The following is a 15,643-nucleotide window of genomic DNA, read 5'->3' on the forward strand; positions in this document are numbered from 1 at the left end:
TCCAGGGCCTCGCCATCGGCGGGGCCCGTTTTCATGAAAGGGGCGGCCATGATCCGGCGCGCATTCGATACCTTGTACCTGGCCGGCGGCATCTGTGCGGCAGGGGCGATCCTGGCCATCTGCCTGCTGGTCTCCGCCCAGGTGGGGCTGAACATCCTGGCACGGCTTGGCGGGCCGGGCCTGTCCTACACGATCCCGTCCTACGCGGATTTCGCCGGCTTCTTCCTGGCGGCGGCCAGCTTCCTGGCCTTTCCCTATGCGCTGCGCATGGGCGCGCATATCCGGGTGAACCTGGTGATCTCGCGCCTGCCGCAAAGCTGGACCTGGGCGCTTGAGCTTTTCACCCTGGCGCTAGGCGCCGCGATTTCCGCCTATGCGGCCTATTACGCGGTCGCCTTGACCCATGAGAGCTGGGATTACGGTGACATGTCGACGGGCATCGTGGCGGTTCCGCTGTGGATTCCGCAGCTGGCGATGGATGCCGGACTGATCCTGCTGACCCTGGCCTTCCTGCAGACCTTCGTGGAAAGCGTCCTGGCGGGCAGGCCCGTCATCGTCGACGCAGGAGAGGCCTGATGTCGGATCCCCTCATCTTTTCCATCCTGCTCGGCGTGCTCATGGTGCTGCTGGCCGCAGGCCTCTGGGTGGCCGTGGCGCTGATCGCCCTGGCACTGGTGGCGCTCGTCTTCTTCGCCAATGCTCCGCAGGGCCTCGTGCTGGCCACCACGCTCTGGGGGCATTCACACAGCTGGTCGCTGGCTTCGCTCCCGCTCTTCATCCTGATGGGCGAGATCCTTTTGCGCTCCCGGCTCTCGGGCGACATGTTCTCCGGCCTGGCCCCCTGGCTGGGCCGCGTGCCGGGCCGGCTGCTGCATGTTAACGTGCTGGGCTGCGCGATCTTCGCGGCCGTCTCGGGCTCCTCTGCGGCCACGGCAGCCACGATCGGGCGCATGTCCGTGCCGGAACTGACTGAGCGCGGCTACCCGGAAAAGCTCATCATCGGCACGCTGGCGGGCTCCGCCACGCTGGGCCTGCTGATCCCGCCCTCGATCATCCTCATCGTCTACGGGGTGGCGACGGAACAAAGCATCGCCCGGCTCTTCGTGGCCGGGGTGCTGCCGGGCGTCATGCTCGTGGCCCTCTTCGGCGGCTACGTGGCGCTGCGCGCGCTGATCGCGCCCGATGACATCCCCGAAGAGCCCAGGCGCTTCACGCTGCGCCAGAAACTCGCCGCCTCGCGCCGCCTGATCCCGGTGATGCTGCTGATCATCGGAGTCATAGGGTCGATCTACACGGGCGTTGCCTCTCCCACGGATGCGGCGGCGGTGGGCGTGCTGCTCGCCACGCTGCTGGCCTTCCTCTCCGGTGGGTTCCGCTGGCGGGATTTCTTCGACGCGCTGCTGTCGGCCACCCGGACCTCGGCCATGATCGCCTTCATCTTGCTGGGGGCGGCCTTCCTGGCCATTGCCATGGGCTTCACCGGCATCCCTCGGAACCTCGCGTCCTGGATCGGCTCCATGGGGCTTTCGCCCGCCGCGCTGCTCTGCGTGCTGACGGTGTTCTTCATCATCCTGGGCTGCTTCCTCGACGGGATCTCGGTGGTGGTGCTGACCACCTCCATCATCCTGCCCATGGTCGAGGCCGTTGGGATCGATCCGCTCTGGTTCGGCATCTACCTGGTCCTCGTGGTGGAGATGAGCCAGATCACTCCGCCGGTCGGCTTCAACCTCTTCGTGATACAGGGGCTGACGGGGATCGATATCCTGCGGGTCGCCAAGGCCGCGCTGCCCTTCTTCGGGCTGCTGTTGCTGGGGGTGCTGCTGATCTCGCTCTTCCCGCAGATCGTCACCTTCCTGCCCCAGGCCATGGCGGGCTAAGGGGGCCAGCCCCCGTCACCTGCGGTGACTCCCCCGGAGTTTACGGCAAGAAGAAGACCGGGCGCGTTCTGCATTCTTCTTGCCGGGAAACTCTGGGGGGAACCTGCAAAACCCTTTTGCAGGTGGGGGGCAAGGCCCCCCTTCCACCCTCAAAGAGAGGCAGCCGCCCGGCTGGCCTGGTCATATTGTCCCGAGAGCGCGCGCAGGGCTGCCGCGATGCGGCGCAGCTCCTCCCCGTTGAAGCCGGTGGTGGGCAGGGCGCCCAGCAGGCATTGTTCCCGCACGCGGCGGTAGGTGTGGCACAGCTCCCGCCCCTTGGGCGACGTGCTGTAGAAGACTTCCTTGCCGCGTTTTTCGCTTTCCAGCAGCTCGAGCTTGAGAAGCTTGCGCAGGGCGTAGTTCACCACATGGGTGTCCTCGATGTTGAGCAGGAAGGCGATATCGGAGAGGCGCTTTTCCCGGTCGCGGCTGTTGGTGTTGTGCAGGACCAGGATTTCCAGCGGAGAAAGCTCCGGCATCCCGGCGGCGGACATGCAGCGCTGCATCCAGCGGGTGAAGGCGTTGTAGGCGATGATCAGTCCGTATTCGTATTCCGACGCCTCCCAGCCCTCGCCATCGGCCAGGTGTCTTGAAGAGACGATGCGGCGGGAATTCTCGACCATTGTGCGTCCTTTTTCTGACGATTTATCGGCAAATTATCAGCAATTCGCGCCCGGACCTAGCCCTCTTCGGGCGGGGGGCTCGATCCGGGGCGGAATTGCGATATGATCGGCGCGAAACACCCCGGCGGAACGAGGGTGCGCGAGGCGGGATTGAGACAGGTCGTGAGATCGCTGGTCCGGGGGCTCTGGCTTCTGGGAATGATGCTGATGGGGCAGGGGGCACTGGCGCAGGCGCAGCTTGAGCCGGCGGCCAGCCGGATTCGCGATCGCGGGGAGGCGCTGGAGGTCACCCTGCAGCTCAGCGCCCCGGTCCCGTGGCGAATCTTCACGCTGGATGCGCCGATGCGGGTCGTCTTCGACTTCGGCCAGGCCAGCCTGCCCACCGCCGCCGATCGCCGGTTGCGGCAATCGGACCGGGTCACGGCGCTGCAGATGGGGCCGGTCCAGCCGGGCTGGTCGCGCCTGGTGCTGGAGTTGAACGTCCCCATGGCGCTGGAAAGCGCCGGCATGACCACCGCAAGCGGCAAGGGGCGTCTGGTGGCCCGCTTTGCCCCGACCAGCGCCGCGGCCTTCGCCAGGGGCACCGGCGCCGGGCCGGACCCGGACTGGGCCCGGCGCCGCCCCTCCCAGAGTCTTGGCGCCCCGGAAAAGGGCGGCCCCCTGCGCATCCTGCTCGATCCCGGCCATGGCGGCATCGATCCGGGGGCAGAGCGGGACGGCGTGGTGGAATCCCACCTCATGCTCATTTTCGCCCAGGAGGTGCGCGCCGAACTGGTCAAGGCGGGCTACCAGGTGCGCCTGACCCGGCAGGATGATTCCTTCGTGCCGCTGGAAACCCGGGTGGCGATGGCCCATGACCTGGGGGCGGATCTGTTCATCTCTCTCCATGCCGATGCGCTGGCAGAGGGGCGCGCCTGGGGCACAACCGTGCATACCCTGTCGCGCAGCGCCACGGACGAGGCCTCGCGCAAGCTGGCCGAACGGCATGACCGGGCCGATCTGCTGTCCGGCGTGGATCTGAGCGACAGCGACGATGTGGTTGCCGATGTTCTGATGGACCTGGCCCGCATGGAAACCCAGCCGCGTAGCGAGGCCTTGGCAGATGCCATTGTCGCCCAGCTGCGCCAGGCCGGCCTGCCGCTGAACACCCGACCGCGCCGGGCGGCGGGCTATTCGGTGCTGAAGGCCCCGGACATCCCGTCGGTGCTGGTGGAAACCGGTTTCCTCTCCTCGCCGCGTGACCGGCGCAACCTGGTGAACCCGGTCTTTCGCGCGCGGCTTGCGCAGTCGCTCGCCGGGGCCGTCCAGGCCTGGCAAAGCCAGGATGCCGCGCTGGCCGGGCTGCGCCGCCGCTAGGGCGTCTCGGCCAATTGCGGCACATGACCGATCCGAGAGCGCCTTGTGTTTTGACCGGCCCTGCCGGGCGCACTATATACTCCGCTCAACGAGAGAGGCCCCTCATCCGTGATTAGATTCGTCCTCGCCTTCTTCGGAGGCATCTTTACCTTCCTGACCCTTGGTCTGGCGGTCATTGCCCTGTCCATCGGTGCGGTCTTCTGGATCTATGGCCAGGACCTGCCCAGCCACGATGCGCTGCAGCGTTACCGGCCGGAAATGATCAGCCGGATCTATTCCTCCGAAGGGCGCATCATCGATGAATTTGCCCGTGAGCGCAGGCTTTACGCCCCGGCGGACGAGATCCCGGGCCTGGTGAAACAGGCCTTCATCTCTGCCGAGGACAAGAACTTCTACACCCATGCCGGTTACGACGTGCGCGGGATCGGGGTGGCGATCTTCGAAGCGATCCGCACGCGCGGCCAGACCCTGCGCGGGGCCTCCACGATCCCGCAGCAGGTCGCCAAGAACATGTTCCTCTCCGGCGACCGCAAGATCGAGCGCAAGGTGAAAGAGGTCATCCTGGCCTCGCGCCTGGTGGATTCGATGTCCAAGGACAAGATCCTTGAGATTTACCTGAACGAGATTTTCCTGGGCCAGAACTCCTATGGCGTGGCCGCGGCCGCCCAGACCTATTTCAACAAGCCGCTCGACCAGATCGACGCGGCAGAGGCGGCTGTGCTGGCCTCCATGCCCAAGGCGCCCTCTGACTACCACCCGGTGCGCCAGCACGACCGCCTGCTGGAACGGCGCAACTACGTTCTGGGCGAGATGCACCAGAACGGCTACCTGGACGACGCGGAATACCAGGAGGCGGTGGCCGAACCGATCCGATCCGTGCAGGGCGGCGATTACCCGGCCTTCCGCTCCACCCTGCCGCCGCGCGATTACTTCACCGATGAGATCCGTCGCCAGCTGTCGGACGATTTCGGTGAAGAGGAGTTTTTTACCGGCGGCTACGCGATCCGCGCCACCATCGACCCGGAAATGCAGCAGGTCGCCTCGCGCGCGCTGCGTCACCGGCTTGAGTGGTTCGATCGGAACCTCGGCCAGTGGCGCGGGACCGGCAAGACGCTGCCGGAAGATGTGCTGGACGATGAAGCCGCCTGGCGTGACGCCCTGCACGGCGAACGCGTGCCGCGTGACATCGACCTGGGCCACAAGTGGCTTCCGGCGGTCGTGCTGGACGTGGCCGACCAGAGCCTGACACTGGGCATCGAAGGCGTGGCCAGCGATGACCCCCGCGGCAACAGCGTGCCGCGCTCTGATATCCACTGGCTGCGCGGCGACTTCTTCGACAACTTCGAGGTCGGCGACGTGATCCTGGTGCGCGAAGTGACCCGCGATAGCGATGGCTCCTTCGTCAACTGGTCCGTCCGCCAGGTGCCCGAGGTCGAAGGCGCCTTCATGGCGATGGACGTGAACAACGGCCGCGTGATCGCCATGCAGGGGGGCTTCTCCTACCAGCATTCGGTGTTCAACCGCGCCACCCAGGCGCAACGTCAGCCGGGCTCTTCCTTCAAGCCCTTCGTCTATGCCTCGGCGCTGGACAGCGGCTATTCCCCGGCGACGATCGTCGTCGACGCCCCGATCGAGATCAACACGCCGGACGGTGTTTGGCGCCCCAAGAACTCCTCCAACAAGTATTACGGCCCCACGCCGCTGCGCACCGGGATCGAACAGTCCCGGAACCTGATGACCATCCGCCTGGCGCAGGAAGTTGGCATGGATGTCGTGGCCGGATATGCCGAACGCTTCGGCGTCTATGACGACATGGGCCCCTACCTGGCCAACGCGCTTGGGTCAGAGGAAACGACGCTGTTCAAGATGGTCTCTGCCTACGCGATGTTCGCCAATGGCGGCGAGCGGGTTGAACCCACGCTGGTCGACCGGGTGCAGGACCGCAACGGCCAGACGATCTATACCCATGACGAACGCATCTGCACCGATTGCTACGATGCCAACCTGCCGGCCGGCGAAAGCCCGATCATCGTCTCCAACCGCGACCGGGTGATGAACGCGATCACCGCCTACCAGCTGACCTCCATGATGCAGGGCGTCGTGCAGCGCGGCACGGCCTCCAGCGTGGTGAACCTGCCCGTGCCGACCGCGGGCAAGACCGGCACCACCAACGATGCGCGCGATGCCTGGTTCGTCGGTTTCACCTCCAACGTCGTGGCGGGCTGCTACATCGGCTATGACAACCCCCGTCCCATGATGGGCGGGCGCGGCTACGGCGGCACGCTTTGCGGTCCGGCCTTCCAGGAGTTCATGTCGGAAGCGATCAAGAAATACGGTGGCGGTGCCTTCGACGTGCCCCCGGGCGGCCACTTCATCAAGATCGACCGCTTCACCGGCGCGCGGCTGCCCAACGACGCCTCCGGCGCAAACGTGGTGGCGGAATACTTCCGTAATGGCGAAGAGCCGATCTTCGGCATGGCCTTCGACGGTGGCTTTGCCATGGGGCAGAACCTGCCGCTCTTCGATGAGGCCGCCGTTGCCCAGGGCCGCCAGGTCACGACCTCGACCGGGGAAACCACCACGATCGGCCCGCAGGCCGATTTCGGCACCGTTTCCTCGGGCGGTCTCTACTGACCCATCCCGCCGCGTGATGGCCCCTCCCTTGCTCGCGGGCAGGGGTTGGGCTATCACGCGGCTCTGATATTCAACGTGAAAGGTGGCCCATGCGCGCCGAGGCTCAGAACATCGTTGCCGAGATCGAGAAATCCCTGGAGCTTCTGCGCCAGCGGATGGACTGGGAGACGGTCCAGCACCGGCTGGAAGAGTTCAACGCCCGCGTCGAGGATCCCAACCTCTGGGACGATCCCACCCGCGCCCAGGCCCTGATGCGCGATCGCCAGGCGCTGGTCGATGCCATGGCCGTGCACGACAGCATCCAGCAGGACCTTTCCGACAACGTCGAGCTGATCGAGCTGGGCGAGATGGAAGAGGATGACGAGGTCGTCGCGGACGCCGAGGGCGCGCTGCGGGCCCTGCGCGACAAGGCCGCGGAGAAAGAGCTGGAAGCGCTGCTGAACGGCGAGGCCGACAGCAACGACACCTTCCTTGAAATCAACGCCGGCGCCGGCGGGACCGAGGCCTGCGACTGGGCCGCGATGCTGCAACGGATGTATGTCCGCTGGGCCGAAAAGCGCGGCTACAAGGTGGAACTGCAATCCGAAGAGGGCGGTGCCGAGGCCGGGATCAAGTCCTGCGCCTACAAGATTTCCGGCCATAACGCCTATGGCTGGCTGAAGTCCGAATCCGGCGTGCACCGGCTTGTGCGGATTTCCCCCTTCGGGAAGGGCACGCGAGAGACCTCCTTTGCCTCCGTCTGGGTCTACCCGGTCGTGGACGACAATATCGAGATCGACGTGAACCCCGCCGATATCCGGGTGGATACCTACCGCTCCTCCGGGGCAGGCGGCCAGCACGTGAACACCACCGACTCCGCCGTGCGGATCACCCACCACCCGACAGGCATCGTCGTGACCTCTTCCGAGAAGTCTCAGCACCAGAACCGCGACATCGCCATGAAGGCCCTGAAATCGCGGCTCTACCAGATGGAGCTGGACAAACGGAACGCGGCCATCAACGAAGCGCATGAGAACAAGGGGTCGGCGGGCTGGGGCAACCAGATCCGCTCCTACGTGCTGCAGCCCTACCAGATGGTGAAGGACCTGCGCACCCAGCACGAGACCTCCGATACCTCGGGCGTGCTGGACGGGGACCTGGATGCCTTCATGGCCGCGACGCTGGCTCAGCAGGTGGCGGGCAAGTCCCGCGCCGAAGCCGCAGCAGATTGATATAAGGGGCCGCTGGTGAAGCGGCCCTTTTTGCTTCCGGCCCCTGCAAACAGCCTGGACACCGCGCGCAAGCGGCGACCGGGACCGGGGGGCAGATCCCCCCGCACCCCCGCCGCCAGCGGCACCGGCCGGACCCTTCGGGGCTAGCGCCGCCCCTGGGCCAGGGCGCGCGACTGCGGCAGGCGGTAGAGCAGGGCCATGGCAGCGATCCCCACGAGCGGGCCGGGCACCAACGCCAGGAAAGCCCATTGCCAGGACCCCAGCCAGCCGGCCACCAGCGGGATCAGCTGGATCGCCGGAATGGTCAGCGCAAAGCCGATCCCCAGTTGCAGGGTCAGCGCGGTGCCGGCGAGCTCCGGCGGGGCCAGCTCCGACACGGCGGTGGAGAACTGCGCACTGTCCCCCAGCACCGTCGCGCCCCAGAGCAACGCGACCCCGGCCAACAACCAGCCCGGCCCGTGGAAGGTCAGCCCGATCAGCGCGGCGCAGGCCAGCGACAGCACCATGAAGCCGATGGTCGTCAGGCAGCGTCCGATCCGGTCCGAAAGCCAGCCCGCCACCAGGCTGCCCGGCGCCCCCATGGCGATCGCCAGGAAGGCCAGCATCGCCGGTGAGCCGAAGGGAAAGGGTGCCAGCCCCGCCGCACTGGCCGCCGTGCCGAAGGCCAGCATCCAGGCCCAGGCCGCGTAAAGCTCCCACATGTGTCCGAAGTAGCCGAGGTTGGCGAGCATCACGGGCCGGTCCCGCAGGATCTGCAGGGTCTGGCGCGGGTTGAAGACCGCGCGGGGAAAGGCAAAGGGCCCCTCGCGCACCACCAGCCCGAAGATCAGGACAGACAGGCCCCCCGCCGCGCTGGTCGCCATGACCACCACCTGCCACTCCAGTCCGAATGTCAGGGCGCGCACAAGGTGGGGAAGGGCAGAACCAAAGCACAGGCCCGCCACCAGCAGCCCCATGGCCAGCCCGCGCCCGGCGATGAACCAGGTCGCCATGAGCTTCATCGCGGGGGGATAGACCCCGGCCAGGGCGACCCCCGTCAGGAAGCGCAGGGCGATGGCCGTGCCCGGACCCGGGGCCGCCAGCAGGCCAAGGTTGGCCAGCGCCGCGAGCAGGGTAGAGGCCGTGATGAGCCGCGTCATCCGCATGATATCGGGCAGGTTCACCAGGCTCGCGGCCACCGCCCCGGTGACAAAGCCCAGCTGCACGGCGATGGTCAGCCAGGCGCTGGTGCCGGGGGTGAGCGACCACAGCACCACCAGTTCCGGCGCGATGGCCGTGGCCGAAAACCAGGTCGCCATGACCCCGACGACGCCAAAGCCGATCAGGCCAAGCGCCCGCCAGCGGCCCGGGGCCGGGGTCGCTCTGCTGCTGTGAAAGGGGGAGGGCGCGCGCATCTCAGTCTTTCGGCGCCGTTATGCGGGCGGGCGCATCAGGCGCATCACGGGCACCTGTCATCCTTGATATGCCGCGCGGGACGGCCCCGCGCGGCATCAGATCAATAGTCCTTCTGGAAGAAGATCCCGAAGCGGGTTTCCCCGTCCGAGGTAGCCTCTGCCTGGGTGGTGATATTGTTCGTCAGGTCCAGGTTGATCGAGAGCGAGGTCTCTCCGTCGCCGGTCACCTCGGTTTCCGTGTAGACGTTCTCGGACAGGTACTTCCCGGCGGTCAGGCTGGTCTGGCCGTCCTCCGTGGTGGACAGGTCCAGCTCATCCAGCCCGGTTTTCTCCCGGATGCGGTTCATGATGCCGCCATCGCCGCTGCCGGTCAGGACCGCCACGGCCGTGGCCAGCTGGGCCGCCTGTAGGGCCGAGATCTGGTCGATCCCCTGGCCGAAGAACAGCTGGGAGACGACCTCGTCCTCGGGCAGGTCGGGATCGGATTTGAAGACCACCGTCGGATCGGTCGGTGTGCCGTCGATCGTGATGGTGAAATCGTATCCATTGTTCTCGGCGGTGGCGACGAAGTGCAGCACGGGAGAGAAATCACCCGCGATCTGCACCCAACCCTCGGTGAAGTTGAGCCGCTTCAGCACCAGGTCCAGCCGCCCGCGTGACAGGTTGAACTGGCCCACGGGTTGCGGGTTGGCCGTGGTGCCCCCGATCCGCAGCGATCCGCGCATCTCTGCGTCGATGCCTCGGCCCCGGATGAAGACGGCGGTATCGGTCTCCAGCAGCAGGTCCAGCCCAAGCCCGACAGAGCTGCCGCCGCCACCCCCGCCAGAGGCGCCGGGTTCCTGCACCAGGCCGGCCCGCTTTCGGGTGATGAAGCTTCCCGAAGGCTCTGCCACATGGGTGATGTCCGGGATCGCTTCCGGCCCGCCCAGCCCGGTAGAGGCCAGCCGAAGCTCGGTACCCGACAGACCCACACGGCCAGAGATGGTGCCGCCGCCGGTCAGCCCGCCGTTGATGGCGATATTGCCGTTCAGGCGGGTGGTAGCGGCATTGCCTTGGGTGAAGATGAAGTTGTTCAGCGCCACCTTGATGCCCGCGTTGAAGGGCGGGGCAAGGCCAATCGGCCCGGTGATGCGGATCTGCCCGCCGGTCCCGGGCGCAACGGTGACATTCATCGTGGCCTGCCCGCCGGCGACGGAGACCGTGCCGCCGATCCCGTCGATGACCTGCCCCAGGGTGGGGGCAACCAGCCGGACATCCCCCAGCGTGACCTGGCCGTTCAGGGCCTCAAGCCGGGGCTGTCCGCGCATGGTCAGGTTGAACCGGGCAGAGCCGGTGACGGAGCGCGGTGCCAGGAAGCCATTGGCCAGCCCGACGGGCACGTTGCCGGTGATCGCCAGGTCCACAGCGCCGTTCGCCAGCCCGGCCTTGCCGCTGACACGGGCCTGTGCGCCGCCGGGGCCATCGGCATTCAGCGACACGTTGTACCCGCCACCTGATGCCGGGCGCGTGTTGCCCCGCACGGTGAGCGGGCCACGCAGTTCCGGCACCAGCCGGGCCATGTTGTCCAGCTGGGCGTTGAAATCCAGCGTCGGGCCGCGGCTGTCGATCACGCCGGTGGTATTGGCCTTGATCGCCACGGAGGAAAAGCTGGCTTCCTCCACCTTGATGTCGCCATTGACCTCGCGCTGGACGGCCAGCCGCAGGGTGCTGTCGCCTTCGAAAAGCGCGTCGATCATGTCATTGCCGATCCCGACGGACTGCCCCTTGCCATCGGCCTCCACCCGGTAGCGGCCGCCACTGCCGGTCAAGCGGGCGCTGACATCCAGCGGCCCGGCCTGTTCGCCCAGCGGCGCGGCCACGTTGGGCAGCGCCAGGGTAAAGCGGAGGTCCACGGTATCGCCATCGGTCACGGTGCCGTCGATATCCGCACTGATCCCCGGAGAGCTGACCATGGCCTTGTTCACGGTGATCTTGGGGCCGTCCACGGTCACATCCGCATCCACCACGACCCGGCCCTGCAACAGGTTGTCCAGCGGCTCGATGCCCGTGCCGATGCGATCGCCGCCGCCTTTTAGCACGGCGTGGATCACCCCGGCATTATCGGTGCGCACGGTGCCGTTCAGGTTGACCGGCCCGGCCTCCGTCCCGGTGAAGACACCGGAATTGTCGAGCCGCGCGGTGACATCCACGGTCATCGCCTTGGGGTCGAGGTCGCCAGAGGCCTGCACGCGCAGCTCCCCGGTCTCGATCCGGGAGGCATGGAGCACGGGCGCGCCTTCGGTCGGCAGGCTCAGGTCGAAGTCCAGGTCCAGCGCGCCGGCCAGCAGGTCGTCCACCACGTCGATGCCGGTCTTCAGGTCCTGCCCGCCGCCCGCGCCGGTGATGCGCATCTCCTCCGGGGTCTGGCTGATCGCGCCGCTGAAATCGACGCCGCCGCCCCCGGTGCCGGTCACCACGCCCACGTCGGGCATGCTCAGCGCATAGGTGATCTCTCCGTCATTGCTGGCCATGCGGCCCTTTGCGGTCAGTTGGACGGCCTCGTTGCCCAGATCCAGCGTGTTGATGGTGATGCCCGTCTGGCCGCGCTCGATATCCACGTCCAGCGCCACCGGGGTGGCCAGGACCGCATCGGCCTGTTCGATCCCCACCTTCAGCCCGGTGCCGGAGCCCTTGGCGACCAGGTGCACGTCGCCCGCCGGCACCTTCAGGTCCAGCACGACGTCCAGATCGGCCGCCCCGGCCAGCTCCATCCCGGCCAGCTGATCAAAGGCCGACAGGTCGGAAACCTGCGTCTTCGCGGTCACGTTGACCAGGGCCTGCTTGTCCGCCGTGTCAAAGCTGGCAGAGCCGTTCAGCGCGATGGCCTGGTTTTCAAAGACCAGGTCGCGGATCTCCAGCGGGCCATCACCGAAGGCCACGCTGGCAGAGCCGGTCGCACTGTCGCCAAGCGCCTTGGCCACGGCGGGATCGTCTGCCGACAGGCCCGAGGCCTCGAAATCGATGTCGACCTGGCCGGCACCGTTTGCGGGCAGCGCGCCGCCGATATCCAGCGCCAGGATCCGCGCGCTGAAGCCTTCGGCCGCGGGCGCAAGCGCCTCGATCCGGCCGCTCACCTGGTCGGACTGGCTGCGGTCGAAGGACAGGTCCAGCTTTGCGCTGGCCAGGGAAATCCCCTGTCCAAAGGGCAGGTCCACGCGCTCTTCGCCTTCCGGATGGGTGATCCCGCCGGTCAGCTTGAAGGCCGTGGGCTGGCGGTCGCTGTCCAGCGACAGGTTGCCCTCCAGGTTGAGCGCGGCAGAGGTCACGCGCAGCAGCTCAAGATCCACCGCGCCATCGCCCGCCATCGCGCCGGTGGCGATCAGGCCGATCTCTGTGCCCAGGAACTCGCGGTAATCCTGCCCCGCCAGCGCGGTCAGATCGCCGCCCAGCTTGACGGAGAACTCACGCCCGCCGTCGTTGCGCCCCACCAGGGTCACATTGCCGCTCAGGCGTTCTTCGCCATCCGTTGACAGCAGCATCTCTGCGCTGAAATCATCCAGCGGCCCGTCCCCCTGGATGCGCGCATCGACAGAGGGGCGTCCGGGCAGGTCCATCAGGTTGGCCAGCAGACCGCCCTCGGGTTCGTTGACGGAGACATCGACAGAAAGCCTCTCGTCCTCGGGGGTGAAGGCCGCCTTGATGGCAATCTGGCCGGGCTTGTCCTGGCGCTCCAGCTCCAGCTTGGTGTCCAGCCCGCCATCGGCAAGCGTCAGGTTGCCATCCAGCGACAGCACCGCCGCCTGGCCGATCACCGGTTCCTTCATGTCGAAGGAGTCGATGCTCAGCTCCTTCACGATCACCCGCAGGGGCAGGTCGGGAATGGAAAAGCCAGAGCTTTCCGGGGCGGGAGCGCCGCTGTCCATGTCAGAGGACGGGGGCAGGCGGTAAAGCGTGATGTTTTCCGCGCTCAGCTCGTTGACCCGCAGCTGGCGGCGGAACAGGGCCGCGCGGCTCCAGTTCAGCACCGCGTTGTCCAGCTCCAGCCAGACGCCTTCGCTGTCGGCGATGGTCAGCTTTTCCAGCGTCGCAGTGCTGGAAAGCGCACCCCGGAAGCCGGTGATGCGCACCTCGCGGCCCGCATCGGACAGGGCGTTCTGGATCATGCGGGTGATGAAGCCCGCGCCGTCCTCGTCGCTGTCATCCTGCGCCATGGCGGGAGCGGCTGGCAGCGCCAGCGCCGTCAGCGCCAGAAGGGTAAGTATAAATTTCCGCATGTCTCTGATCCCCTCAGAAGGCCTGGCCGATACCGATGTAGACGGCAAAGCTGTCATCATCGCCGGTGACCGGCACCGCCACGTCCAGGCGCACCGGACCGATCGGGGTGAAGTAGCGCATGCCCAGCCCGGCACCGCCCTGCCATTCCCCCCCGGTGAAATTCTCTGCCCCGGAAACAAAGCCGTAATCCACGAAAGCCACCGCGCCGATGGTGTCGGTCAGCTTGCTGCGCAGCTCGGTGCTGATCGCTGCATAGGACCGCCCGCCCGTGGTCACGCCGTTCTCCGTCACGCCCAGGGACTTGTAGCCCTGGCCACGGACGGAGCCGCCACCCCCGGAATAGTACAGCCAGTCAGAGGGCGTATCGATGATCGACGGCCCCACGACAGAGCCAAGCTGAAGCCGGTTGGCGTAGACGAAGCGTTCCGTGCCAAGGGGCAGGTAGGCGCGCAGGTCGGCTTCGCTGCGCAGGCCGGTGGAATCGCTCTCGTTCAGCCCGACAAAGGGGCTGAGGGTCAGCTTGGTGTAAAAGCCCTTGGTGGCGTTGAACTCGTCGTTGCGCTTGTCCCAGGTCAGCCCGCCGCTAAAGGTGGCGTGGAAGAATTCCCGCTCGCCCAGGTCATCGACGGAATAGTTGTAGCGCAGCCCAAGCTCCAGCGTGCCGGTCAGGTCGGGCGTGATGTAGCGATCCAGGCCTACGGTGCCTTCCACCGCATCGGTGCGATAGGCGGGCTCGTCTTCCCGCGTGGCCTCGATGCCAAAGACCAGGTCCATGTCGGGGTGGGCAAAGGCGGGATAGGTCAGCGTCGTGCTCAGGGTGTAATCCACCCCGTCCGCGCCGCCGTCCACCGCCTTGCCGATCCCGGCGATCTCCCCGTCAAAGCGCAGCCGCTCGGAGCCGCCGAAAAGGTTGCGGTGGATCCAGTAGCCCGTCAGCGTCAGACCATCGGTGCTGGAAATCTCCGCCCCTGCGCCCAAACGGCGCTTCTTGGCATCCGTCACGTTGATCGTCGTGCCCAGCGTATCGCCGGCAGAGGCATGGTCATCCTCCACCACCGTGGCCGAGGAGAACGCCCCCGCGCGGCGCAGCCGGTCCGCGGCCCTGCGGACCTCTGCCGGGTCAAAGACCTTTTCCTGCGGGATCCCGGCGATGGCGATGATGCGCTCCGGGCGCACGTCGCTTTCCAGCGACCCTTCGCCCAGGCGCGGCACGCCAAAGGTCAGTCGCGGCCCCGGCGTGACCCGGAAGACGGCAGAGACATTGTCGGTGCGGTGATTGGCGGTGATCTTCTGGCTGTCCAGCTCTGCCAGTGCGTGGCCGGCAGACCGCCAGTCGCGCACGCCGGCGGTTGCGGCGGTGCGCATCACGCTGGTGCGCGCGGTGGCACCGGGCACGAAGCCCTCCGGCGGGGCGATGCCCTCGGGCAGGGGGGCGATCTCGGCCTCTGAAAAGGTGAACAGCGGCCCCGGGGTCACGTCGATGACGATCTTGTTGACCGTGACGTTCCTGGCCAGCACCGACACGTCAGAGGCCTGCTTGCCATCGACCTTGATCGACACCGTCGGCCCGAAATAGCCCTTGTCGTAAAGGGCCGCGACCATGCGTTCGTAATCCGCCTGGGCCGCCGCGATCAGCTCCTGGCTGTTGGTGGTCTTCTCGACGTCCACCGCGCGCACGGACAGCGATGCCTCCCGCAGGGACTTCAGCAACTCCTCGTCCGTGCCGGCGTTCAGCACGACCTCCGCCGCGATCAGGGGCGAGAGCGGGGAGAGGGTGAGCAGGCAGCCGAGCGTTGCCGCTCCGGCAAGGGACAGGGGCTTACGCATCTTGCTGCGGATCCTCCGGCGTTGGCGGCCCCCAGGGCCGGGCCGGCGCCGCATTGCGCCCGTACCGCCTGGGGTTGGGTCTGAACCAAGGGTAAAGAGGTGGGGCCATCTTGGCTAGCGCGGATGCGGCGAAACCCATGCCACTACGGCGAAATACTGCCTTTGTGCCACAGGTCAAACGGACGCTATTTCCCCAACGGCACAAGGCGCTACGCGCGGGAGTATTTCGGGGTGCGCCGGGGCGGCGAGGGCAGGTCAAAAGAGCCGGCCAAGCGGGCCGGGCCGGGCGCCCGCCAGGGCCCTGTTCGGGGCCTGCCGAAGGTCGCGCTGGACGCCTCCGCCGACGCCGGGCGCACTGCAAGGAAACCCGATGAACAGGCTAGCTTTTTCACGCACCCGTGATACCGTCCCCTAAACCCTTGTGGCTT

9 protein-coding genes are annotated in these 15,643 nt (G+C 67.0%); 5 read left to right on the forward strand and 4 right to left on the reverse strand.

Annotated elements, in window-relative coordinates; genetic code table 11:
* Window positions 1-48 precede the first annotated feature (48 nt).
* Window positions 49-576 carry a TRAP transporter small permease gene (locus tag HCZ97_RS00200; RefSeq protein ID WP_167686641.1) on the forward strand — a complete coding sequence of 176 codons (528 nt, stop codon included), beginning with the start codon at window positions 49-51 and terminating at the stop codon, window positions 574-576.
* Window positions 576-1,877 (forward strand): TRAP transporter large permease, encoded by a 1,302-nt coding sequence (locus tag HCZ97_RS00205; RefSeq protein ID WP_167686642.1) that lies wholly within the window; start codon window positions 576-578, stop codon window positions 1,875-1,877. Before HCZ97_RS00200 ends, HCZ97_RS00205 begins: the two co-directional genes overlap by 1 nt.
* A gap of 149 nt (window positions 1,878-2,026) precedes the next feature.
* Here the strand turns inward: HCZ97_RS00205 and HCZ97_RS00210 are convergent, their stop codons facing one another.
* Window positions 2,027-2,539 carry a winged helix DNA-binding protein gene (locus HCZ97_RS00210; protein ID WP_167686643.1) on the reverse strand — a complete coding sequence of 171 codons (513 nt, stop codon included), beginning with the start codon at window positions 2,537-2,539 and terminating at the stop codon, window positions 2,027-2,029.
* A 162-nt stretch (window positions 2,540-2,701) separates the two neighbouring features.
* On the opposite strand from HCZ97_RS00210, the gene HCZ97_RS00215 reads away from it, so the two are divergent.
* From HCZ97_RS00215 to prfB, 3 genes are all read left to right on the forward strand, one after another.
* Window positions 2,702-3,895 (forward strand): N-acetylmuramoyl-L-alanine amidase, encoded by a 1,194-nt coding sequence (locus HCZ97_RS00215; protein WP_368484296.1) that lies wholly within the window; start codon window positions 2,702-2,704, stop codon window positions 3,893-3,895.
* 108 nt (window positions 3,896-4,003) lie between these two features.
* Window positions 4,004-6,529 carry a PBP1A family penicillin-binding protein gene (locus HCZ97_RS00220; RefSeq protein WP_167686644.1) on the forward strand — a complete coding sequence of 842 codons (2,526 nt, stop codon included), beginning with the start codon at window positions 4,004-4,006 and terminating at the stop codon, window positions 6,527-6,529.
* Window positions 6,530-6,618: 89 nt separating this feature from the next.
* Window positions 6,619-7,740, forward strand: coding sequence for a peptide chain release factor 2 (prfB, locus tag HCZ97_RS00225; RefSeq protein WP_167686645.1), 1,122 nt, complete (start codon window positions 6,619-6,621; stop codon window positions 7,738-7,740).
* 143 nt (window positions 7,741-7,883) lie between these two features.
* Here prfB and HCZ97_RS00230 read toward each other — a convergent pair whose 3' ends face one another.
* The 3 genes from HCZ97_RS00230 to HCZ97_RS00240 all read right to left on the reverse strand — a co-directional run bounded on the left by HCZ97_RS00230 (window position 7,884) and on the right by HCZ97_RS00240 (window position 15,215).
* Complete coding sequence (locus HCZ97_RS00230; protein ID WP_167686646.1) at window positions 7,884-9,134, reverse strand: nitrate/nitrite transporter; 1,251 nt, start codon at window positions 9,132-9,134, stop codon at window positions 7,884-7,886.
* A gap of 101 nt (window positions 9,135-9,235) precedes the next feature.
* A complete protein-coding gene (locus HCZ97_RS00235) occupies window positions 9,236-13,387 on the reverse strand; it encodes a translocation/assembly module TamB domain-containing protein (protein ID WP_167686647.1) in 4,152 nt (1,383 codons plus the stop codon).
* A gap of 13 nt (window positions 13,388-13,400) precedes the next feature.
* On the reverse strand, window positions 13,401-15,215 hold the full coding sequence (locus HCZ97_RS00240) for an autotransporter assembly complex family protein (RefSeq protein WP_167686648.1): 1,815 nt from the start codon (window positions 15,213-15,215) through the stop codon (window positions 13,401-13,403).
* Window positions 15,216-15,643 lie beyond the last annotated feature (428 nt).

The sequence above is a fragment of the Pseudooceanicola sp. HF7 genome (assembly GCF_011806405.1).
Taxonomy (GTDB): domain Bacteria; phylum Pseudomonadota; class Alphaproteobacteria; order Rhodobacterales; family Rhodobacteraceae; genus Pseudooceanicola.

Bases quoted from the DNA above. Each gene is read 5' to 3' on its own strand.
- HCZ97_RS00200 (WP_167686641.1), top strand. From the start codon at position 49: ATGATCCGGCGCGCATTCGATACCTTGTACCTGGCCGGCGGCATCTGT.
- HCZ97_RS00205 (WP_167686642.1), top strand. From the start codon at position 576: ATGTCGGATCCCCTCATCTTTTCCATCCTGCTCGGCGTGCTCATGGTG.
- HCZ97_RS00210 (WP_167686643.1), bottom strand. From the start codon at position 2,539: ATGGTCGAGAATTCCCGCCGCATCGTCTCTTCAAGACACCTGGCCGAT.
- prfB (WP_167686645.1), top strand. From the start codon at position 6,619: ATGCGCGCCGAGGCTCAGAACATCGTTGCCGAGATCGAGAAATCCCTG.
- HCZ97_RS00230 (WP_167686646.1), bottom strand. From the start codon at position 9,134: ATGCGCGCGCCCTCCCCCTTTCACAGCAGCAGAGCGACCCCGGCCCCG.
- HCZ97_RS00235 (WP_167686647.1), bottom strand. From the start codon at position 13,387: ATGCGGAAATTTATACTTACCCTTCTGGCGCTGACGGCGCTGGCGCTG.
- HCZ97_RS00240 (WP_167686648.1), bottom strand. From the start codon at position 15,215: ATGCGTAAGCCCCTGTCCCTTGCCGGAGCGGCAACGCTCGGCTGCCTG.